Here is a 24460-nt window from a genome sequence, read left to right as displayed (position 1 = left end):
TTATTAAACAAATAAAAAACCCGACTAAAGTCGGGCTTTGGGTGCTTTATGTTTTTTTACTATATCTATAAATGTTGCCTAGTGATCGTGCGCTTCAGCTGACCCTTTAGGGTTACGAATACCTTCTACCATTTCTTGAATTTCAATAGGTGTAGCTTGAGTAAATTTAAGAACAACTGCAGCTACTACAAAGTTAATAATCATACCAATTAAGCCAATACCTTCAGGCGAAATACCTAAAAACCAATGTTCAGGATTGTTAAGCTCAGGGCTTACAAACTTGAAGAAGATGATATACGCAGCGGTAAAGCCAATACCCGTTACCATGCCTGCAATTGCGCCCTCTCGGTTCATTGTTTTAGAGAATATACCCATAATAATTGCTGGGAAGAAACTCGCTGCCGCCAAGCCGAAGGCAAATGCCACTACCGATGCCACAAATCCAGGCGGGTTAATACCAAAGTACGCGGAGATAACAATAGCGACCATGGCTGCCAACCTCGCTGCAAGTAACTCTTGCTTGTCGGTAATGTCGGGCTTGAGGGTTCGCTTGAGTAAATCGTGCGAAACGGAGGTCGAAATAACCAGTAGTAAACCTGCGGTTGTAGACAGTGCAGCGGCAATACCACCAGCAGCTACAAGTGCAATTACCCATGCTGGTAAGTTAGCAATTTCTGGATTTGCTAATACCATAATGTCGCGGTCTACATTTACTTCGTTAGCACTGTTCGGATCGGTGATTTTACCCGCCGTGTAGAACATTTTGCCATCGCCGTTTTTATCATCAAATGTAATTAAACCGGTGCGTTCCCAGTTTTTAATCCATCCTGGTGCTTCTGCGTAAGCTGTACCGCTACCGTCTTTACCATTAATAGTATCAACCATGTTTACGCGAGCAAAGGCTGCAACAGCAGGTGCTGTAGTATAAACAATTGCGATGAACACAAGAGTCCATGCCGCAGAAATACGTGTGTCTTTTACGCGAGGTACAGTGAAAAAGCGTACAATTACATGTGGTAAACCAGCAGTACCTACCATTAACGCACCAGTAATAGCGAATACGTCAATCATGCTCTTAGAGCCTTCGGTATATTGCGCAAAACCAAGTTCAGCGCTTAAGCCATCTAATTTATCAAGTACGTACACGCCGTCGCTGCCAATTAATGTGGCACCAAAACCGGTTTGTGGGAAGAAATGACCCGTCATCATCATCGAGATAAAAATGGCTGGTACAAGGTATGCAAATACAAGTACACAATACTGCGCTACTTGTGTGTAGGTAATGCCTTTCATGCCGCCAAGTACCGCATAAAAGAATACAATCACCATACCAATGTAAACACCGGTTTCAATTTCTACTTCTAAAAAGCGTGAAAATACCACGCCTACGCCACGCATTTGCCCTGCTATATAAGTGAAACAAATAAATATGGCACAAAAAATAGCAACTAAACGCGCGGTACGTGAATAGTAACGGTCGCCAATAAAGTCTGGCACAGTAAACTTGCCGAATTTACGTAAGTAAGGCGCTAAACACATGGCTAATAGTACATAACCACCTGTCCACCCCATTAAGTAAACACTGCCATCGTAACCTGCAAACGAAATAATACCCGCCATTGAAATAAACGACGCGGCGCTCATCCAATCGGCAGCTGTTGCCATACCATTAGCAAGAGGAGGTACGCCGCCGCCCGCTACATAAAACTCTTTGGTTGAACCCGCTCGGGCCCATATTGCTATGCCGATATAAAGCGCAAAGCTTAAACCAACAATTAAAAACGTGAGTGTTTGAACATCCATTGCTTAGCTCCTATTCGTCTACGCCGTATTTTTTATCTAACGTATTCATTTTGAAAACGTACACAAAAATCAAAGCAACAAAGGTATAAATCGCGCCTTGCTGGGCGAACCAGAAGCCAAGTTTAAACCCAAAAAAACGTACTTCATTAAGTACATCAACCAGTAATATGCCAAACCCAAAAGACACAACAAACCACACTGCTAACAGTTTAAATAACAGCGAAATGTTTTCTGCCCAATAAGCTTTTGCTTGTTCTTCATCTTTAAAAGCCATTTTTGTTTTCCCCTTTAAGCACCGCAATATCGCGATGAGTGGTTTTTTATCTTCGCTTACCAATTTAGCAACGCTGGTTACATATTGAATTGAGACCATAGTCGTAACAGCCTATTAACGTTTACGTAAACTGTATTTATCATTCAAGCGTGTTTTATATATTTTTATATTATTTCAATTGCTTAGGCTGTTTTTGTAAGCTGGCTTTATGATTAAATTGATAAGTTGGTCATTAATGCGACATTAGTCTAATGCTCAAGGGTGTTTTATTTTTACTCTTAATATTCAATAAGATATAAATAAAATAAAAGTTTTATTTTAAATTCAAGCCTCACACTTAACCTCAGTTCTGGTATTGTGTTAATCCCTCATAGGGATGAGGGACTATTTAAAATAATAAGGTTTAATAACAACATGACTGCCGTACTCATTATTGTTGCTTTAAGTTATATAGGTGTGCTGTTTTGGCTTGCCAATTGGGGCGATAAAACAACCCCTTTAGCAAAGCGTATTAGCCATCACCCATTTGTGTATTCACTCTCACTCGGGATTTACTGTACCTCTTGGACTTATTACGGTTCGGTTGGAACAGCCGCCACCAGCAGTTGGAGTTACTTGCCAATATTATTAGGCCCTGCGTTGCTGTTTTTATTCGGCCAAGGGTTTTTACGTAAGCTGGTACTGGTAAGTAAAAAACAAAATATAACGACTATTGCTGACTTTATTTCAGCTCGTTACGGCAAACGTCAAACTACAGCAATAATGGTTACTGTAATCGCATTACTGGCAACCATTCCCTACATTGCACTGCAATTAAAAGCGCTTAGTACAAGCTTTTTACTTTTGCAAAACAGTAATAAAATATCCGGCGATATGCTCGCGCTTTCTGCCACACTAATTATGGCTTTATTTGCTATATTTTTTGGTACTCGCAAAGTTGATGTAACTGAATATCGCTCTGGGTTAATGCTCGCTGTTGCATTTGAATCTATGATCAAACTTATTGCTCTTATTGCCGTTGCGGGGCTTGCAGTATTTACACTTTTTAATTTACCTGAAGCCACCACGAACAAAGTAACTGAGTCTATTTGGGGTCACTGGAGCGATTTTAACTTTTTTAGCTTTAACTTTATTGGCCAGTCTTTAATGGCTGCAGCGGCTATTATATGTTTGCCTCGCCAGTTTCATGTAACCGTGGTCGACAACCAAAACAAACGCCACTTACTTACCGCTCGCTGGGCTTTTCCGCTGTATTTACTACTAACAGCCGCAATGATTTTACCTATCGCGACGGCGGCCATTCATCCTGAAATTGGCAGCGGCTATTCACCCGACAGCTTTGTACTTGCCCTACCGCTAATTAACGACAACGCTTTTTTAACCACCTTTGTATTTATAGGTGGACTATCGGCCGCCACCGCAATGATAGTGGTAGCAACGCTTACATTAAGCACGATGATCTCAAACGATGTGGTACTGCCGTTAATGCTGCGTAGAAAGTTTAAACGTAACTTAATTACCAGCAGTTATAAGTCTCGTATATTACTTGTAAGGCGCTTTGCTATTGCAGGCATATTAATTTTGGCCTATTTCTATCAGCAATGGTTTGGCCATAGTAGCGCACTGGCCAGTATGGGCTTGGTCGCATTTTCACTTGTTACCCAATTGCTGCCCTCTATTGTGGGTGGTTTATACTGGCGAAAAGGTCATGCTTATGGGGTGTATGCGGGTTTAGTAGCAGGCTTTATTTGCTGGATACTATTTTTAATGCTGCCAATACTCGATGCCGGTACAACCCTTGATAGCGAGCTGCAACAAACGCTTATAACGCGTGGAACCTTGATAGCTTTGTTTGCCAATATTGGTTGTTATATTAGTTTTTCACTTGGGGCTGAAGAGCGCTTAATTGATAAAATTCAGGCCGCTGCTTTTGTTAACCCTAAAGATCAGGCTATTTTATCAAGGCGCTTAAATAAAGACGTAAAAGCCACCGTTTACGACTTTAAAATACTACTGCAAACATTTCTAGGTATTCAGCGCAGCCAACAAGTATTGGCCCATTACGCACTCGCCCATCATTTAAGCGATAACAACGCACACCCAGAGCCTGAATTTATAGCCTACTGCGAACGCGCGTTAACAGGCGTGCTTGGTGCATCGTCAGCGCAAGCATTAATACATACGGTATCGTCGGGTAAACGTATGGCGTTTGAAGAAGTAGTAAACTTTTTTGACGAAACCACACAAGCGCTGCAATTTAATCAAAACCTGTTATTTACCTCACTCGAAAATTTAAGCCACGGTATTTCAGTTGTTGATAAAGATTTAAAACTCGTTGCATGGAACAAACGCTACAATGAAATGTTTGGCTACCCTGAAGGCTTTTTAGAAGTAGGCCAACCCATAGAAGACATTATTAGATACAACGCTAACCGTGGTGAATGTGGCCCCGGTGAAATAGAACGCCAAGTAGAAAAACGTGTACAGCATTTAAAATATGGCAGCTCGCATCATTTTATTCGCCACCGTCGTAATGGCCAAGTATACGAAATGATTGGTAATCCGCTGCCCGATGGCGGATTTGTTACCAGCTTTTCAGATATTACAAACCACATAAGTACGCAAAATGCGCTTGAAGAAGTAAACATGGATCTTGAAAACCGCATAGAAGCACGTACTCAAGAAGTGCAAACTATTAATAAAGACTTACAAGCTCAAATAGATAGCCGTGTACAAACCGAGCAAGCACTTACTTTAGCTAAACGAGAAGCAGAGCAAGCCAACGATAGTAAAACGCGCTTTTTAGCACTGGCGAGCCACGATATTTTACAGCCATTAAATGCAGCACGTTTATACCTTGCCGCCATTGACGAAAAACAGCTCGACAGCACTAACCAAAACAGCTTTGAAAAATTAGGCGACAGTCTCGATTCAACCGTACATTTAATGTCGGCATTGCTTGAAATAGCTAAGCTTGAGCAAGGCGCTATGACCCCTACCCCTCGCCACTTTTATATTGAAGATATTTTAGCCCCACTGCAAAGTGAATACGCTATTTTATCAAGTGATAAAGGCCTTAAGCTTAGTGTGCGTTCAAAACAGCAAATTGTGCACAGCGATATAACCTATTTGCGCCGAATTATTCAAAACTTGGTCTCTAATGCAGTTAAATACACCGATAATGGCCGTGTATTAATTGCCTGCAGGAACCGAAAGCATAATTTACGAATAGAAGTATGGGATACAGGCCCTGGTATTAGCGAAGTAGAGCAAGCTAAAATATTTAACGACTTTTACCGTGTTGAGTCGGGCGATAACAAAGGCGTAGGCTTAGGCCTAGGTGTTGTAAAACGTATGGCTGACTTATTAAGTTTGCCTCTCGATGTGCATTCAGAGCCTAATAAAGGTAGCCGTTTTAGTATTGAGGTGCCTTATGGCGAAGAGCAGTTTGTGCAACAAAAACCAACCGCTAGCAGCCTAATAGAAAACCGCGCAGCAATTAATATTGTTGCCGTAGACGACGACCCTGAAAATTTAGCAGCAATGGCAAGCTTACTTAAAAAGTGGCAAGCTAATTACACCCTTTTTGATAACGTAGATAATGTACTGGCGCACGCTAAGCAAAACGGTGCACCCGATGTTATTTTAATGGACTACCAATTAGGCAATGACTGCGATGGCATAACGCTAATTAAAACCCTGCGCGAAATTTGGCAAAGCCAAGTCCCTGCTATTTTAATTACCGCAGTGCGCGACACCGAGCTTAAGCAAGAAACCAAAGCCGCTAATATTCATTATTTAAGTAAGCCAATTAAACCGGGCAAACTAAAGGCACTGCTTAATCACAGTACATAATAAGCTAGTAAAAAGTGATCTAGTTAAAAGTATTCTAGTAAAAAGCTATCAAGTAATAGCGTAAAACAAAAAGCCCAGTATCTTCACTGGGCTTTGCTTTATAAAATATTCATAAAGTTAAACTTGATTTACTCGGCTTCTAAGCTTTTGAAACAACCAACTTAACCCCACCAACGAAAGCCCTAATCCAATAAACGAAAGCGCTTTAAGTAAGCCCTCCAAGTTAGCCATATCAATTAAAAACACTTTAACAATAACTGCAGCTAGTATGCCTAGGCCTACTTTTTGTATTAATAATTGATTTTTTAAATGCCCAAAAATAACAGTACCCGCCCCCAATACTAACCAAATAACAGAGTAACTATAAAGCTCTGCATTGCTCGCCCCTTTTGATAAGTAAATGTAAGGACCTTGCCAGTACTGACGAATAAAGCTGTTTATTGCCAATAATATAAAGCCACCTGCAACGGCCAATATAAATGGCGTAGCTTTAGCATTTATTGGTTTTACAAGCTTGGCCAGCCAAAGCGTTAATCCTGCAGGTACTAACCACAATAGTAATAACCAGTTAAATATTGGCAGCTCACCTATGTAAAGTGATTCAAATAATGGGTTATCGTCAAGTAGTGTTTTAATAGCAAAAAGCCCTGCTAACCCTGTAAGTACAAAGCCCGCCACTTTATATAACTTAGCTAAAGTACCGGCAAGTTTTGCTCTGTGTAAATACACACACCCTAATGCCAGCCAGTTACAGGTAAGGAGTATTTGCTCGTAAAAGTTAAGTGAATCAAATTGCGGATAATGCCCTACTAACTGATAACTTGTTTCGGTAGTAATAAAAAGCGCTAAACAATGAAGAGCTGCACCTTCGAGCCATATTTTAAGTTTTGATGAGTCAAAGCACTTAGCTGCGGCAAAAAATAACGCAATACATAACGGATAAACCACAATACTCCAATGCAAACCAAATACCGTAAGTGCATCGTAACTTGGTGTCCAAGGCGCAAGCGTTAAGCGCAGTAATAACGCAGCAACTAAGGCTTTTATAGGCCAATGCGGCATAGGCACGTTATAGCGCTTAATAAGTACGCTTATAAGTAATACTTGTACAGCAAGTGCAATGGTTAGGCCGCTGTCACTTAGTAGCATGGTAATTGCTAACGTAATATTGGCATTAGCCCCTACCCAATAAGTAAAACGCTGAAATAGCGTTGTATTATGCTGCGCGAGCTTTATTAAAATAGCCGCCACTACAAACAATGCAACGGCCCAAAGTGGATATGCAGTACTTAACGCAGAATTAGGAATAAGCGTATATAAAGTCGCTATCATTACAAATGCACTAAATGCCCCCGTAATATGAAACGCTAAACGCTTAATCTGTTTTTTACCGTAATAGAGCCCAAAAGCGGTAAGTAACAATCCGAGTAATAAACCCAAACCGTATTCATTTTTGAATATAAAAAGGGCGTCATCAAATAGGTTTGGCGAAAGATGCGTGCGCTGAGCGCCTAATACTAATAGCGTTGAAATAACTAACGCTACGCCCTGCCAAATATCCCAACTGCTATTTTTAAGGACTAAAAACAACACCAATACAATACTTAACACGCCGATTGCTTGCCACTGCATATCAAAGTGACTGATCAACATAGTAAATATTAAGGGCGCTATAAAAGCGAGTAGTAATGCATGATCTGGAAGCACTTTAAGTAAACGTTTTAAACTGTGCGGGCGATGTTCAATAACATTCAGTTTTAGACCTAAGCGCGGTATAGCAATTAACCCTACAATACTAAGTAAAGCAAATGCCCCCATTAACCAAACGGTATTAGCTTTAAGTAGCGTAAAACCAACTAAATACCAGCCAATGTGCCCAGCCCATAGTAAATACCACAACCAAGCTCGCTGTACTTTATGTGCAACTAACGCAGCCGACAAACTTACAAAGCCAATATACATTAACAGCGCAAATAAGTTACCACTGCCAGTGCTAACCCATATTGGTACGCTGTAAGCGCCAATAATACCAAGCACGGCCAATAGCGGGCCTAACCTAAGCGCCATCGCGCTTGCACTAATTGCTATAATAGCTAACGCAAAAAATGCCACGGTAGGGCTCAGCATGTCGTAACGGCTGTAAGCTAAAAGCGTTAAAGCAAAACAGGTAATAAACCCGCCGCTTGCAAGCGCTGCGGGTATGTAATTATTAAAGCCTTCAAATACAATGCGTTTATGGTGTAAATAAGCTGCGGCTGCAATTAGGCCAAGCCCAAATAAGCCGCCTAAACTCAACCTCATTACAGGCGATAATAATCCCGCTTCTAGGCTGTATTTAGCTAAAAAGATGCCCCCAAACGCAAGCGCTATTGCGCCTATCCAGGTCATCCAGTTCTCTTCAAACCCTGCGCGCAATTTATTAAATAGTAATTCTATGGCTGATGCTTCAGCTGGTTTGGCTTTTTTAGGAGGCGCTGATAGCTGATTTACTACAGGTGGCGACGCGTTTTGGGACATTAAGCTTGGCTGTGCTTTATGAGCAATTGGCTCTGATCTTGAAAGCGCTGCCTGAGCCGTAGATGCTTCACTTTGAGGTTCACTTTGCGATATCGATTTATGTGTTTGTAGATGTGTTATTTTGGCCCTTAAAACAGCAACTTCTTGTTTTAATCCATTTAACTGCACTAGCGCTATTAAGCCGCAAATAGCACCGGCAACTACAACCAGTATTACTATGACGGCTAACCCAACTAAATCATCCATGGCACACTCTTATTAATTATTATGCCCTGAGTGTACCTAATTATTAATGAGTAGGTAAATTTTGTTCAATAAAAAAGCCTAAGCACTTAAAGTGCTTAGGCTTTATGCTACTTTATATGTTTAGGTTTATTCAACACTATCGGTAATAGTGCGCTCTAGGGTCATCTTATAACCTGAGCTTGTTGTTTCATCATGCTCTAAAATCAATATGTAGTTACCCTCTTGTGTAAAGTCCATATCGCTTTGTTGAATAAGCACAATTTGCTGGCCGTTGTCTTCGTAAACAACATAAACCGTGTAAATTTCGTTATCTACAACCTGCTCTTCTTGGTCATACTTATCTAGGCCATCGACTACGTTACTGGTGTCGTCTACCGTTTCGCCGTTAAGTGTAAAGTACACATCTACATCTGAAACCGACTGCCCTGCGTAGCTTTCAATTAGGTTTACAACCGATACCGTATGGCTATAACTGCTTGGTGTTAGATTTTCTTCAACGCTCATCATACGTAAACCGTTATCTGCGTCGTTATAAAAAATACCCACCGCACTTTGCTCGCGCTCTAGTGTCATTAAAAAGTTATCAGCTAGTTTTGTACCTTCTTCGTCGTACATCGCTACGCTGTAACTATTAGGCGAAAGTTCAACATAATCGGTATAAGAGTCACTAGCGACTGTATTTGTTGTGTTTACAGTTGTACCGCGTGTAGCAGAAAAGCTTACTGGCGAGTAGTCATCAACGGTATTTATAAAACGTAATTGCCCCAGAGCAGATTGGTGTTTAAGCTCAGTAACGTAGTTATTATCGGTTACTACATCAAGCGTAATACCACCTTCTTCTGTTGCATAACTTGGGCGGATCATTGCTACATAACTTGCTTCATCGTATAAATAAACAGATGAAGACTCGTACACAACATCACTGCTGCCCGCTTCTGTTATGTAAATAGTGTAATAACCTTCATCAACGCTTTGCAGATCTAACTCACTTAAATATTGAGCCGATGAAAAAAGTGTCGCGCTTTCAAATACGCCATCATCAGTTGCTAAGTAAATATCGTAGCTAGTATCCTCACCTGCAATATTGTAAAACCCTAAGTTAAACTCACCCGTATCGCTTGAGATAGGTACGCTAAGCTCTGTAAATGTAGGCTCATCAAAGTTACCACTCATTACTACTAACTGTGTTTTGTCACCCTTAATAGAAATTTCTTGATCGCTAATTGTTATATAGCTGTCGTTAGCATCTAGGTACTCAAAACTTACATCATAAGTGTCTGTGCTGTAGTTATGGCGAGTAGTTACATCAGCAAAATCAGCGCCTGAGCGCTCTGTTTCTTCAACAAACAAACGTGTGTATGGGCTATTGTAAGAGCCGTTATACAATTGGATGTAACCTGTAGAGCTTGAGCTATCGTCAGAGCCACAGCCCGACAAAATAGTAATTAGACTTAAGGGTAATGCAGCTTTTAAAAGGGAGTTGGTCATTAAGGTTATTCCTTATTATTAATATCCCCATTATGACCCAAACATTCTATTTTAATTTCATGATTTACAAAGCATTACCCTCACTGACACTTCCTTACGAAAACGTTAAAAAGTGTAGTAAATGTGCAAACAATAAGGACGTGTTTTTATATAATTAAAACGCTTACGGGGCAATTTCAAAACGATCTCGGCCACTTTTTTTAGCTAAATATAAAGCTTGATCAGCGCGCTTCATTACTTTATCTAAAGGCTCATTAGGCGTTTGCATTGCAACACCTATACTTACTGTTAAGTGACGAGAGTTTTGAACATTTATGGTGTGCGCAAGATCAATTAATTGCTTCGAAAAATCACACGCTTGCGTCATATTATTTGTAGGAAAGTAGCCACCAAATTCTTCACCACCGAGGCGAGAAAATTTGTTTTGGTGCGTAAAAGCATTGTCGTATTTAGTTGCTAGTTCTTTAAGCATTACATCACCAACATCATGACCAAACTCATCATTAATTGCTTTAAAGTGGTCTATATCGATAATTAAAATAACGTAAGGTGAGTGCTGAGCATCTTTAGCGTGCTGATAAAAATAACGTCTATTATGTACCTTGGTTAAATCGTCAATAATGAGCTCACGCGCTAATCGGTTATTAATACTTTGTACAAAGCGCATAGTTTTAAATAAACCATAGGAAGTTAAAAGCATGCCGCTGGTTCTGCATAAGTCCTCAAAATAAATACTTATCCAATAAGGTTGCACAACTAACTCATCAAGCACATCTGCCGTGGGGCCAATGCTCCATAGTAATAAACCAAAACTAGAAAAAATATATGCTTTTTTAGATAGCTCAGAGCATTGAACCATCCAAAACAGAAATATAATGACAATTAAATTAATAAAATCGGTAGTAAAACCGTACACATTGTTTTGAACTTGTAAGGGAGGAAAGTTAGTTAGGGAGTAGGCTGAAAAAATAGCAATATAGATCAATAAAGCTAAACTTAAAACTTTATTGATCAAAGGCATTTTATAAAAGTTAGAAAGTTTAACGGTAAGTTTTACTGTTTCAATCATATTAATTGCTAGGTTTTTCAGTACTTCATTTGAAAACTATAGCACAATAATAAAAACCACCACGAAGATGAAACCCGTAATAACTCCCAAATTTAAACTTAAACTACGGTACTAAGTCCCCACAATCCCAACACTAAAATAGTAATGCCAATCATCGCTTTAGTTTTATGTTTACTAATGATTCGCTCAGCTTCATTACCGGCATAATAAACAATAATAGCCAGGCCAAAGTAACGAATAGAACGCGCAATACCTGAGGCCAATAAAAATAGCCAAATAGAGTACTTAGTCGCGCCCGCCGCGAGCATCGCTATTTGAAATGGAATGGGCACAATGCCCAGTGTTATTACAAACCAAAAACCTTGATCTTGCATTTTTTGTTTAACGTTCTCAAATTGCTCAGGGCTCGAAAGTGTATTAATAATCCAATCGCCTACCGCATCAAATAAATAGTAACCCAATGCATAACCAAACAATGCACCCACTATGCAGCCTAAGGTCGCCATTAATGCTATCAGCCATAGCTTTTCTCGACGAGCCTGCATAAGAGGCACAAGCACTGCTTCAAGTGGAATAGGAACTATGGTTGACTCTAAAAACGACGCCACTGTAATACCGCTAAGCATATGCTTAGAGTCAATAAAATTACGTGTTTTTTCTTTTAGCTTTTTTTGAATGGCCATAGTAAATCCTTTTCACTTATCAGTAAGAACAAGAGTATTCAATAAACCAATAATTACATATTTAGGTTAATACACGCTGAAAACTGTGTACTAAATTTATCAGGTCCTAGGGTGTTAACAAATTAGTAATATCCATAAGAATATTTTATTATGTGTCAATGCAGTTAAATACCTACCAAAGCAGTTAAAAACTTATGCAAAGTGCACGTTTTATTCCCTTTAGAAAGCAAGATATTGTTGATATGTGTAGCGAAGAGCTTAAAAGCAGTACACAAAAAACATCGTTTAAACAATTTTGTGATTTACTAGCAAGCCTTATTCATTACGATTACCACTCAACACTTGAATCGCTTAAAAACAACTACGCACCGTTTGATCCCAATAGTGACACGCGATCGTTAGCGCCAGTATCGGCGGATCAAAAAGCGCAGTGCCAACGAGATTTTGCTAAAGATTTTGCTAAGGTACTTAATGCAGCTAACTTTGAAGTGATCACCAATGAAGACTTACAAGATGCATTAAACGAAGAGTCACTATTTAAAGTGCGCCTTGAAGTTGAATTTGATGACTTTGAAGAAGTGGTTTTTTATCGTCGTGGCGAGTCGCAACTCACTGAAACCATAACCAGCTTTTGGGGCCTTCGTAAAAAGCCGCTGCACTTTACTAATTACGACCGAGTAGCCGTGTTTATTCGCTTTAAAGACAGCGCTTATTTTGAAGCTAAAAATAAAATGCCTTTAGGGTTTGAGCCAAGTTCGACCATAGTTAAGCTGTTTCAAAATGTGCCAAAAGCCGATCTCGAAATGCTATTTCCTAATAGCGAAGTACGCATGCGCCCTATTGATAAAGCAATTATTGGCTCATCGGCTTTAATTGGCGGTGCGGTGGTACTTATAACTAAGCTTGGTGCATCAATTTTATTATTGCTTGCTCTGTTTGCTTTTTGGGGTGGCTTTAGAAGTGAAGCTGTCGAAATGACGCAACAACACTTTATTACCTTTGCTATTGGCATGGGGGTTTTTGGCAGCTTTATTTTTAAAGAATGGAGTAAGTTTAAAAACCGTAAAATTAAATTTATGAAAGCACTTAGCGATAACCTCTACTTTAAAAACCTTGATAACAACGCCGGTGTTTTTCACACCCTTATAGACGCCGCCGAAGAAGAAGACATAAAAGAAGCCCTGCTTGCCTATACGTTTTTACTAAAATCAGAAAGTGGCTTAACCGCCCAAACGCTTGATGAACAAATAGAGTATTGGTTTAAAAACAAATACCAGTGCGATCTTGATTTTGAAATTAGCGATGCCCTTGAAAAGTTGGTACGTATGCGCTTAGTGACGAGCACTAATGATGTGTATAGCGCAATAAATTTGGAGCACGCAAAATCTATTTTGGATGAGCGCTGGGATAACCTGTTTCAATATAATTAACCTGCAAAGTTTACTTAACAACAAAAAAGCAGCTGAAACTTCAGCTGCTTTTTACTTTACTTAACTAGGTGCAACTACTAAGCGGCTTGATGCCTATTAAATTTTGCATGTACTAGCTTATAAAGTGCGGGCAATATTAATAACGTAAGTAGGGTTGATGAAATAATCCCCCCTACTACAACCGTCGCCAGCGGCCGTTGTAGCTCAGCGCCGGTGCCTGTATTTAGCGCCATAGGAATAAACCCTAAACTTGCCACTAAAGCGGTCATAAGTACTGGGCGCAGGCGCGAAAGTGCACCTGTTTGTATTGCATCTATTAAGCTAAGCCCATCGGCTCTTAACTGTTTAATAAACGACAGCATCACCACACCATTTAATACCGCGACACCACTTAGCGCTATAAACCCCACGCCTGCCGATATTGATAACGGCATATCGCGTAATAGTAACGCAAGTACACCACCGGTCAGTGCAAGTGGTACGCCGCTAAATATAATTAACGAATCACGAAGTGAATTAAACGCACTGTAAAGCAGGCCAAATATAAGCAATAAAGTAACTGGCACCACCAGCGATAACCGCTTACTTGCCGATTCTAACTGCTCAAACGTGCCGCCGTATTCAATCCAATAACCACTTGGTAAATTAAGATCTGAATTTAAAGCGGCTTGTGCATCACTTACAAAGCTTGCTAAATCGCGCCCTTCTACATTTGTAGTTACGACTACATTACGCTTACCGCTTTCACGGTTTATTTGATTAGGTCCTTTATCAATACTAATATTTGCTACTTCGCCAAGCGGTACAAATGCAAGGTCTGGGTTGGCACTTTTTGGCACGGCCACTGGCAAATGCGCAAGCTGTGATACATCGCTTGACCAAAGTTCATCTAAACGCACTAATAACGAAAAGCGTTTATCGCCTTCATAAATAAGTCCGGTTTGCACACCACCTACCGCTGCGCTCACACTTTGCTGTATATCGGTTACGGTTAAGCCTAACAGCGCCATATGATCACGAAGCGGAGTAACCGAAAGTGTAGGCAAACCTTCCATTTGCTCAAGGCGTACATCAGTTGCGCCAGTAATGTTTTGCACCAAGGCTGTGGCTTTTTCGCCATACTGTTTTAATGTTGATAAATCATCGCCATAAATACGCACCGCAACGTCGGCTCGCACGCCTGCTATTAACTCGTTAAAACGCATTTCTATAGGTTGCGTAAACTCATAATTATTACCTGGTACTTCATTTACTAAATGGCGAATTTGCTTAACCAGTTCTTCTTTACTTAAAGCTGGATTAGGCCATTGTTCGCGCGGCTTTAACATTAAGAATGTGTCGGCAACGTTAGGTGGCATAGGATCGTTTGCGACATCAGGCGTACCAATTTTTGAAAAGACCTTTTCAACTTCAGGTATGTCTAAAATGGCTTGCTCTAACTCTTTTTGCATTTTTACCGATTGCTCAATGCCGGTGCCGGTAATGCGCAGTGCATGCATAGCTATATCGCCTTCATCAAGCTGTGGTAAAAATTCAGCCCCCATATTTTTAACTTTGTAGCCAAGTGCAATTACAAGCACAGCAGCAATGCTTAGCATTACCCACGGTAACTTAAGCGATAAGCTAAGTAGCGGTTTGTAGCCTTTTTTAATACCGCGCATAACCGCATTTTCGCTCTCACTCACTTTACCGCGTACAAATACCGCAATAGCGGCAGGTACAAAGGTAACGGCAAAAATAAGTGCGCCAACTAATGCAGCAACAACAGTAAATGCCATTGGCTGAAACATTTTGCCCTCAACCCCACTAAGTGCAAACAGCGGTAAATACACCAGCATAATAATTAAAATGCCAAACACTGCAGGGCTGAACACTTCTTTAGTGGCGGCGGTTACAACACTTAAACGCTCATTTAATGTAAGTAGCCTGCCATGTTTGTGCTGCGCAAGGCCAAGTTGCCTTAAACAATTTTCGACTACTATTACAGCGCCATCAACAATTAAACCAAAATCGATTGCGCCTAAGCTCATTAAATTCCCCGAAACACGATTGCCAACCATACCGGTAATGGCAAATAACATGCTAAGCGGGATAACCATTGCCGTAATAAGCGCACCAGTTACATTACCTAATAACAGCAGCAAAATAACAATCACTAATACCGCACCTTCGAACAGGTTAGTTTTTACGGTTTCTATGGTTTTATCTACAAGGGTTGTACGGTCATAAACTGCCTCAACTACAACCCCTTCAGGTAAGCTTAGTTGTACGTCGTTAAGTTTATCGGCCATCGCTTTTGCCACTACGCGGCTGTTTTCACCAATTAGCATCATGGCAGTGCCAAGCACAGTCTCTTTGCCGTTATAAGTGGCAGCCCCTGTTCTTAGCTCTTTACCTAAACGCACATTTGCGACATCTTTAATGCGTACAGGCGCATCATCACGTTTTGCAACCACGGTATTAGCTATATCATCTATGGTTTTTAATTGCCCTGGCGAGCGCACTAAATATTGCCCGTCAAAACGCTCTATAAACCCTGCGCCTTGGTTACTGTTGTTTAATTTAAGTGCAGTAATTACATCGCTGAGCGTAAGCTTATAAGCTAATAGCTTTTCAGGCATGGGCGCTACTTGGTACTGACGCTCAAAGCCACCTTGGCTGTTTATTTCGGTAACACCTTTTACTTTTAAAAGCTGCGGGCGAATTACCCAATCTTGCAAAGTACGTAAGTCTTCTGCATTAAATGGGGTGCCATCGTCTTTTAACGCACCGTTATTTGCATGCACAGAGTAAGTAAAAATCTCCCCTAGCCCGCTAGCAATAGGCCCTAAGTTTGGCTCAATATTGGCAGGTAAATCTGATCGAATACTTTGAATTCGCTCACTAATTTGCTGGCGAGCCCAGTAAATATCAGTGCCTTCGTTAAAAATAACGGTTACTTGCGAAAGCCCATAACGCGAAATCGAACGGGTGTAATCAAGCTTTGGTATGCCCGCCATAGCGGTTTCAATTAAATAGGTAATGCGCTGCTCGGCTTCAAGCGGGGTAAACCCGGGTGCTTTGGTGTTAATTTGCACTTGTACGTTAGTAATATCGGGTACAGCATCTACCGCTAAATTTTGTGTGTTGTATACACCAAAGCCTGCAAATAAAAGCGTGAGTGCAAGCACCATCATGCGACGTTTAACCGCAAACGAAACTATCCAGTTAATCATGCTGCCTCCTAGTGTGAGTGGCTTGCGCCGCTTTTTAATATATCGGCTTTAATTACATAACTGTTTTGCGTTACATACTCACTGTTTGGCGAAAGCCCCTCAAGTACCTCAACCCACTCGCTGTTTTTAGCACCTAGTTTTACAGGGCGTACTTCAAACACATTGCCGCTTTTAATAAACACACTCGGTTTGCCGTTAAATTCCTGCACAGCTGTAGCCTTTACTCGCACTGCAGCATCTACTTTTGCAGTACTAATGTCGCTATTAACATGCATACCAGGACGCCAATGACCATCAGGGTTTGTAAGCTCGATTCGCGCACGCGCAATATGTCCGCCGCTCATCATAGGGGCTATGTAAAACACCTCACCTTGCGCATTTAAATGATGATGTAAATCGTACACTTTTGCGCTTTGTCCTATGGCGAGCTTTTCAATATTTTCAGGAAAAGCCGAGAGCTCGACCCATACGGTTTCAAGGTTTACTATTTGCATTAATGCGCTATTGGCAAGCTCACCGCGCTTTAAATATTGCTCGGTAATAACGCCTGTAATTGGGCTTTTTATGGTGTAATTTTGTAGGGTTTCGCGGTTGGTAATGCTGGCAAGTTTATCGCCTTTTTTAACGTTTTGACCAATGCTTACAAAAATCTCGTTAACTAAACCGGTATAAGGCGCCATTACTTCCACGGTGCCGTGTGCGGTGGGTGCTATAACACCAAATAAAGTATCGGTTAGTTCAACGCTACCCGCTTTTGCAATCTCGGTTTTAATTCCTGCGCGTTCAATTGCAGCCTCGCTTAGCGCTGTACGCCCCTCTTCTTGCTCATAGTGGTAGTTAATTTTTTGCCCTTTATAACTTGCCATTACATCAAGCTTAAATGAGTGCGGTTCATTCACGCTCACGGTACTAACTAAATAATCATCTTCGGCTTTAAAGCTAATAAGCTGTGGCTTCTCACTTAAACGCTGCACGTTTATGGTTACGTCTAACTGGTTTATATCAATGGCTTTATTGTTATTAAAGCCATATATTCGCAGCTCGGTATTACCTGCAAACTGGGTTAATTTAAGCTCTAAATCGAGCGCGTTATTGGTTAGTAAAAATCCGCCGTGTGGGCCTTTTTCTTGGTGTTCATCTCCATGACCTTCTTCATGGCCTTCTTCGTGATGATTAGCCGACGCCATAGCCGTGCTACTTAATAATGGGAGTGCAAAAAATTGCGTAATTAATAATGCGATAAGTGTTTTATTCATGATTGATGAGTCTCAATTAAAGATTGGCCAGTTAAGCGCTCAAGAGTAAGTAGTACTTGATATAGTTCGCTATGGGTGTTGATAAGTGCCCGTTTAGAATCAAATAAAGCTTGCTGTGCGTCTAGCAATTGCAATACCGATATTTGCCCTTGTTGGTAGCTCTTTAAGCTTTGTTCTATCAGCGTTTTGGCTTGAGGAATAACGTGCTGCGCTAAAAGTTGTGCTTGCTCAGTTTTACCTTGGTAGTACGCATACAGCGTGCGTATTTGTTGGCGCAACTGGATACGCAATTGCCCTTGTTGCTCATTAAGTAGGGTAAGTTGATGCTGCGCCGCCTCAATATTACCGCTATTAGAATTGCTTAATTGCAGCGGCATTGAAAAAGAAAACACCAACGAGCTGGCATCAGTTTGCTGGTTATATCGCACGCCACCACCCAGGGTTAAATCGCTTTGCCCGCTTGAGTGCTGCAGCGACAAATTAGCCGTTTGCTGCATATATTGCTGCTGTAGCAGTGCAAATTCAGGCGCTGTATTTACCGCATCAAGTAGCGCTGCTTCACTTTTAATAGCAGCTATTTGTGATAAATCGCCAGCATAGTAATCACTCACTTGTGGCTCTTGCCAAAGCTCGGTTAGAGCTAAGCGCGCACGCTCAAATTCGCTATTTAGCATCAGCGTATTTAAATCTACTTGGCTTAATGCATAACGCATGCGGGTTACATCAGCACTTGAGGCTGCACCCGCTTTAGCGCGTTTTTCAATTGCGTTAAGTGCCTGCTTAACGGTGTTTTTACGCTCACTATTTAAAGCAATTAACGCCTGAAATTTAAGTATTTGGTAATAGCGCTCAGCGGTAGTTGCTAAAAGTGCTAACCGAGTATTTTTATACTCAATTGTTTGCGCTTTTATATTTGCCGTGGCGTAGTTAATGCGGTTTTGGCGTTTATCACCCAGCTCTATTAATTGGCTTAAAGCCAGCGTGTACTGCGCCCCCGAAAACGCATGGGAGCCATGGGTTCCTAAAAAGTTTTCAGCTTCAAAACTCAGCTCAGGATTAGGTGAAAGCGCAGCTTGGGTTTTAAGCGCCGTTAATATTTTTTGATGATACGGGTAGCGTTTAAGCTCAGCATTTTGCTGCTCGGTATTTTTAAGCGCCTGCTTTAGCGTTAATACGTTTTGAGGCTCATTTTTTGCCAAAACGCTCATTGCTGGTAATGCGCACAGTAGCGCCACCAGCATAAGTGGTTTTTTATTCATATAGCATGTCCGTTTTTTAACAAACAGAGTTGACTTAATCACTACGCCTATTTTAAAAACAAGTGCAATTAAGCAACCTAAATATGTACATAACTAGCCTTATAGCGCACAGGCGCAGGCAGTTATTTACAAAGTGTTTAAAATTAGAAACTAGCTATAAAAATTTGGTGGCGGAACATCTGGTGGATAGTTTAAACCGCTATAGCACGCAGGCAGTGTAGCTTGGCTTTGCTCAGGGCTTATAGAGTGATTTAGCGTACTGTAGTAACCACAGTGGCAATGCTGATGGGCATGTATTTCAGTAGGTGATTGCGCATCTTCATCGTTTGCATTTGTTTGAGAATGAACATGCGTAACGTGATCAACTTCTTCTTGCAGGTGATACGCCGCCGCATCACAGCTAATAAAGCTGTGCACAAGCACTAAAAGTATCACGACTAAAAAGTAGTTTGAGCGCATTACCTACCTAAAAACTCTAAAATGCAATTTAAGAAATCGCACAATACCTTAAATTTATTCAAATGTAGAGAGCCGCTTACGTTATTTTCTAAATTCACTTGGTGATACACCCACTGATTTTTTAAACCGTTTAGAAAAATTAAATATATTAGGATACCCCACGTAAGCAGCAATATGGGCAACAGGCCAGCGAGTATTTAGTAGTAAGCTTTTAGCTCGTTTAATGCGTAAATAAATAAGCTGCTGCATAGGGCTTTTACCAAATTGCGCTTGGCATAACCTATGTAAATGCGGTGCTGAGTAATGCACGTGCTCGCACATAACCTCTATAGTCCAATCAAACTGCAGGCGCTCTTCTACCTCTAAAAATAAGCTGGTTAATCTGTTTTGCCCGCCTATTTGTGGCTCGCTTTGAAGCGTAGTGTTTAAATAGTGGCTTAAAATAGGCATAACCCCTTCGCGCAAAGTAGCGTTACTTTCGCTATATAAAAGCTCCATAGCTAAATGTAATGGCGCTAATTGCTGATTAGTTAATACCTTAGCCTGTGCTAAATTTAAATGTTGCCAACGTTTAGTGTTTGCAAGGTTTAGCCAAATCACATCCCACTTTTCGCTTGCTATTTTAACCTCAAAACTTTGCCTTGCAGGCAATATAGCTAAGCTATTTTCAGTTAATGAGTATTGGTTATTAACTGTTTTAAGTGTGCCCTGACCAGCCAAAGTATAAAAAAGAGTATGTTCAAGCGGGTTAGTACGTGCAACACAATAGTCACCCAATAAATTAGAGCAACCTGCCAGCTCTATTTCAAGGTTTGGCATTTGCGAAAGCGTGGTTAAATCAATAAACCGCTCTGTACACTCTGGGCCAATATCGAGTACATCTACAATAGTGTTGCGCATAATTTAAAATGATAGTTTTGGACATGTAAAAGAGAGCTTTAAGCATAACCTCAACGCATTATTTTAGCTATATTTAAGCCACTATAATTGCCATACATGCAATAGGACACCAATGAACTCACTACAACACATAATTAACCGCCGTGATTGGGAAAACCCAATTTCAGTACAAGTTAATCAAGTAAAAGCGCACAGCCCACTCAATGGATTTAAAAGCGTTGACCATGCCCGTACTAACACACAATCACAAAAACAAAGTTTAAACGGCCAATGGGATTTTAAATTATTTGATAAACCCGAAGCGGTTGATGAATCACTGCTAAGTGAAACACTAAGCAAAAATTGGCAAAGTATTCCTGTGCCTTCTAACTGGCAGCTACACGGCTTTGATAAACCTATTTACTGTAATGTTAAATACCCATTTGCAGTTAACCCGCCTTTTGTACCAAGCGATAATCCTACAGGTTGCTACCGCACTGAATTTACTATTACAGCGGATCAATTAGCGCAACGAAACCATATTATTTTTGAAGGCGTAAACTCGGCGTTTCACCTTTGGTGTAACGGTCAGTGGGTGGGTTATTCGCAAGATAGCCGCTTACCGAGCGAGTTTGATTTAAGCGAGCTGTTAGTGGCGGGCACCAATCGCATAGCGGTTATGGTTATTCGCTGGAGCGATGGCAGTTACCTAGAAGATCAAGACATGTGGTGGCTAAGCGGTATATTTCGCGATGTTAACTTACTTACAAAACCACAAAACCAAATTCGCGATGTATTTATAACCCCAGATTTAGACGCCTGCTACCGCGATGCAACGCTACATATAAAAACGGCGATTAATGCACCAAATAACTTCCAAGTAGCCGTACAGGTTTTTGATGGTGAGCAAGCACTGTGTGAGCCGCAAATCCAAAGCACTAATAATAAACGTGTTGATGAAAAAGGCGGTTGGAGCGATGTAGTATTTCAAACCATTGATATACAAAACCCTAAAAAATGGACCGCCGAGACCCCTTATTTATACCGCTGTGTTGTAAGCCTGTTAGATGAACAAGGCAATACTATAGACGCAGAAGCCTACAATATTGGCTTTAGAAAAGTAGAAATGCTTAACGGGCAACTTTGTTTAAACGGCAAGCCGCTACTCATACGCGGTGTTAATCGCCACGAACACCATCCTGAAAACGGCCATACAGTAAGCACCGTCGACATGATTGAAGATATTAAGCTTATGAAGCAAAATAACTTTAATGCTGTACGTACTGCTCACTATCCTAACCACCCGCGTTTTTACGAATTATGTGACGAGCTAGGTTTATACGTAGTGGACGAAGCAAACATAGAGACCCATGGCATGTTTCCTATGGGTAGGCTTGCCAGCGATCCGCAGTGGGCTGGTGCATTTATGTCGCGTTATACACAAATGGTTGAGCGCGATAAAAACCACGCCTCAATTATTATTTGGTCACTGGGTAACGAATGCGGGCACGGTGCCAACCACGATGCAATGTATGGCTGGTCAAAAAGCTTTGACCCGTCGCGCCCAGTGCAATACGAAGGCGGCGGCGCAAATACAACAGCAACAGACATTATTTGCCCTATGTATGCTCGTGTAGATACGCATGTTGCCGATGACGCCGTACCTAAATACTCTATTAAAAAATGGTTAAGCCTACCGGGTGAAACGCGCCCTCTTATTTTATGCGAGTACGCCCATGCAATGGGTAACAGCCTAGGTAGCTTTGACGATTACTGGCAAGCATTTAGAGAATACCCACGCCTACAAGGTGGCTTTATTTGGGATTGGGTAGACCAAGGTTTATCTAAAACTGATGAAAACGGTGAGCATTACTGGGCCTACGGCGGCGATTTTGATGATGAGCTAAATGACCGCCAATTTTGTATTAACGGCTTATTATTCCCAGACCGCACGCCGCACCCCAGCCTGTTTGAAGCTAAATACAGCCAGCAGCATTTACAATTTACGCTGCGTGAGCAAACTAAAAATCAATACATCATTGATGTATTTAGTGATTATGTATTTAGACACACTGATAACGAAAAACTGGTTTGGCAATTAATGCAAAATGGCGTGTGTGTTGAACAAGGCGAGCATGTACTTAATATTGCTCCGCAAAGCACGCATACGCTAACTATTAATACAAAAACGGTGTTTAAAGCAGGTGCGCAATATCATCTTAACTTAGATGTAGCACTAATTAACGATTGCAGCTTTGCAAGTGCCAAGCATGTATTAAACACCGAGCAGTTTAAGCTTATAAATAGTAATAATTTAAACAGTGAATCATTTACATCAACTACAGAGCAAAGCGCTATAAGTGTTAGTGAAACCGACTCTCAACTAAGTATTGAAAACGATAAGTTTAAACTTGTTTTTAGTAAGCAATCAGGGCTTATAGAGCAGTGGTTACAAAACGATACTCAGGTTATTAGTAGCCCACTGGTTGATAACTTTTATCGCGCCCCGCTTGATAACGACATAGGCGTAAGCGAAGTAGATAACCTAGACCCTAATGCATGGGAGGCACGTTGGTTACGTGCAGGTATAGGGCAATGGCAGCGCACATGCAGCTCAATTCACGCAGTGCAATCAAGTGTTGATATACGTATTACATGTGTATTTAATTATGAGTTTAATGGCGTGCTACAAGCAAAAACACAGTGGCTATATACACTAAATAATACCGGCAATATTAGCTTAAATGTTGATGTGCAACTAAACGATACTCTGCCGCCAATGCCGCGTATAGGGCTAAGTACAACGCTTAACAAGCAAAGCGATACAAAAGTAAACTGGCGTGGTTTAGGGCCTTTTGAAAACTACCCAGATCGCAAAGCCGCTGCACGTTTAGGTTATTACAGCTTAAGCTTTAATGAGCTACATACCCCGTATATTTTCCCAACCGATAACGGCGTGCGTAGTGATTGCCAATTACTGAGTATTAATAATTTAACCGTAACCGGTGCGTTTTTATTTGCCGCCAGTGAGTATTCGCAAAGTATGCTAACGCAAGCGAAACACACTAACGAACTCATTGCTGATGATTGCGTACATGTACATATTGACCATCAACATATGGGGGTTGGTGGTGATGATTCATGGAGCCCAAGTACCCATAAAGAATATTTACTTGAGCAAAAGCAGTACAGTTATTCTTTAACATTATCTGCTGAATAATTTAAACAAAAATAGCGGCCAAATTGGCCGCTATTTTTTTAATTAACACACTCTATTTATTAGCGAGCTTTTTAGCTAATACGTTATCAAGAGAAAAGCTTCCCGCTCCTTGAATTGCTAAAACTACAGTTACTACTAGTAAAGTTAATGCGTATTCATAGCCATTGTTTGCCATAAATAAGCCATTACTAATATGTACGCTAAAAATAGCAATCAGCATAGTAAAGCTGGCAACTACAGCAGCTGGGCGAGTTAACAAACCAATTGCTAATGCAATGCCACCAAAAAACTCAGCGCTACCTGCCATCATTGCTAACCAATAGCCAGGCTCTAAACCAATACTCGCCATCCATTGGCCTGTACCTTCAAGCCCGTAACCGCCAAACCAAGCAAATAGCTTTTGTGCACCATGCGCCGCTAAAATAAGGCCTACTGGTACTCGTAAAATTAATGCTGCTACGCCTGCTTTTGAGCTAAGTAATGTGTTTAGTAATTTCATGAGTTTTAGTCCTGTTTAAATTTATTTAATCGTTAGGTTTTTCCTAACCGTTGAGCACAGTTTACTATCATCATTAAAAAACATTAATACGGAACTCATTGGTTAATTAGCAACGCAGTATTTATAATAATCCATAAAAAAACCGCCAACCCAAAGGTTGACGGTTTTTTATTAGCGTATTACTTAGGGCGTGTTGATCTTTGTGGATTGAAATTTGTTCAATCTAGGGGCGATTAAATCGCGGCGCGAGGTTTGTAACCTAGTGGGCTAAGTAAAAACCGAGCAACAAAGAGTTAATCGTCCCTAGA

At 40.9% G+C, this 24460-nt stretch carries 15 protein-coding genes; 3 read left to right on the top strand and 12 right to left on the bottom strand.

Annotated elements, in window-relative coordinates; all coding sequences use genetic code 11:
* Positions 1-78: 78 nt before the first annotated feature.
* On the bottom strand, positions 79-1803 hold the full coding sequence (locus H5122_RS17865; protein ID WP_002961534.1) for a sodium:solute symporter family protein: 1725 nt from the start codon (positions 1801-1803) through the stop codon (positions 79-81).
* 10 nt (positions 1804-1813) lie between these two features.
* Complete coding sequence (locus tag H5122_RS17860; protein WP_002961535.1) at positions 1814-2077, bottom strand: DUF4212 domain-containing protein; 264 nt, start codon at positions 2075-2077, stop codon at positions 1814-1816.
* A 414-nt stretch (positions 2078-2491) separates the two neighbouring features.
* Here H5122_RS17860 and H5122_RS17855 point away from each other — a divergent pair, with 414 nt between their 5' ends.
* The gene (locus tag H5122_RS17855; RefSeq protein ID WP_182672783.1) at positions 2492-5932 is read left to right on the top strand and encodes a PAS-domain containing protein; all 3441 of its coding nucleotides are present in this window, start codon (positions 2492-2494) and stop codon (positions 5930-5932) included.
* Between the two features lie 117 nt (positions 5933-6049).
* Here H5122_RS17855 and H5122_RS17850 read toward each other — a convergent pair whose 3' ends face one another.
* The 4 genes from H5122_RS17850 to H5122_RS17835 form a co-directional block, all read right to left on the bottom strand.
* Positions 6050-8695: a DUF2339 domain-containing protein gene (locus H5122_RS17850; RefSeq protein WP_182682827.1), complete on the bottom strand. Its 2646-nt coding sequence runs from the start codon at positions 8693-8695 to the stop codon at positions 6050-6052.
* A gap of 126 nt (positions 8696-8821) precedes the next feature.
* On the bottom strand, positions 8822-10183 hold the full coding sequence (locus tag H5122_RS17845; RefSeq protein ID WP_182672785.1) for a hypothetical protein: 1362 nt from the start codon (positions 10181-10183) through the stop codon (positions 8822-8824).
* Positions 10184-10346: 163 nt separating this feature from the next.
* Positions 10347-11252 (bottom strand): GGDEF domain-containing protein, encoded by a 906-nt coding sequence (locus tag H5122_RS17840; RefSeq protein ID WP_182682828.1) that lies wholly within the window; start codon positions 11250-11252, stop codon positions 10347-10349.
* 98 nt (positions 11253-11350) lie between these two features.
* Positions 11351-11935 carry a YqaA family protein gene (locus H5122_RS17835; protein ID WP_002961545.1) on the bottom strand — a complete coding sequence of 195 codons (585 nt, stop codon included), beginning with the start codon at positions 11933-11935 and terminating at the stop codon, positions 11351-11353.
* Positions 11936-12129: 194 nt separating this feature from the next.
* On the opposite strand from H5122_RS17835, the gene H5122_RS17830 reads away from it, so the two are divergent.
* Positions 12130-13365 carry a TMEM143 family protein gene (locus H5122_RS17830; RefSeq protein WP_182672787.1) on the top strand — a complete coding sequence of 412 codons (1236 nt, stop codon included), beginning with the start codon at positions 12130-12132 and terminating at the stop codon, positions 13363-13365.
* A 77-nt stretch (positions 13366-13442) separates the two neighbouring features.
* On the opposite strand, the gene H5122_RS17825 is transcribed toward H5122_RS17830, so the two are convergent.
* The 5 genes from H5122_RS17825 to H5122_RS17805 form a co-directional block, all read right to left on the bottom strand.
* Positions 13443-16580 carry an efflux RND transporter permease subunit gene (locus tag H5122_RS17825; RefSeq protein WP_182682829.1) on the bottom strand — a complete coding sequence of 1046 codons (3138 nt, stop codon included), beginning with the start codon at positions 16578-16580 and terminating at the stop codon, positions 13443-13445.
* Between the two features lie 8 nt (positions 16581-16588).
* The gene (locus tag H5122_RS17820) at positions 16589-17836 is read right to left on the bottom strand and encodes an efflux RND transporter periplasmic adaptor subunit (RefSeq protein WP_182682830.1); all 1248 of its coding nucleotides are present in this window, start codon (positions 17834-17836) and stop codon (positions 16589-16591) included.
* On the bottom strand, positions 17833-19095 hold the full coding sequence (locus H5122_RS17815; protein ID WP_182682831.1) for a TolC family protein: 1263 nt from the start codon (positions 19093-19095) through the stop codon (positions 17833-17835). The genes H5122_RS17820 and H5122_RS17815 overlap by 4 nt, the downstream gene beginning before the upstream one ends.
* A 150-nt stretch (positions 19096-19245) precedes the next feature.
* The gene (locus H5122_RS17810; protein WP_039490315.1) at positions 19246-19554 is read right to left on the bottom strand and encodes a hypothetical protein; all 309 of its coding nucleotides are present in this window, start codon (positions 19552-19554) and stop codon (positions 19246-19248) included.
* 81 nt (positions 19555-19635) lie between these two features.
* Positions 19636-20454: an AraC family transcriptional regulator gene (locus H5122_RS17805; protein ID WP_039490313.1), complete on the bottom strand. Its 819-nt coding sequence runs from the start codon at positions 20452-20454 to the stop codon at positions 19636-19638.
* A 112-nt stretch (positions 20455-20566) separates the two neighbouring features.
* Here H5122_RS17805 and H5122_RS17800 point away from each other — a divergent pair, with 112 nt between their 5' ends.
* A complete protein-coding gene (locus tag H5122_RS17800; RefSeq protein ID WP_182682832.1) occupies positions 20567-23653 on the top strand; it encodes a beta-galactosidase in 3087 nt (1028 codons plus the stop codon).
* Positions 23654-23705: 52 nt separating this feature from the next.
* On the opposite strand, the gene H5122_RS17795 is transcribed toward H5122_RS17800, so the two are convergent.
* Positions 23706-24152 (bottom strand): DoxX family protein, encoded by a 447-nt coding sequence (locus H5122_RS17795; RefSeq protein WP_182682833.1) that lies wholly within the window; start codon positions 24150-24152, stop codon positions 23706-23708.
* Positions 24153-24460: the final 308 nt, after the last annotated feature.

The organism is Pseudoalteromonas sp. SG43-8, from assembly GCF_014164245.1.
GTDB classification, from domain to species: Bacteria; Pseudomonadota; Gammaproteobacteria; order Enterobacterales; family Alteromonadaceae; genus Pseudoalteromonas; species Pseudoalteromonas distincta.
This window is presented reverse-complemented; position numbering and strand designations above follow the sequence as displayed.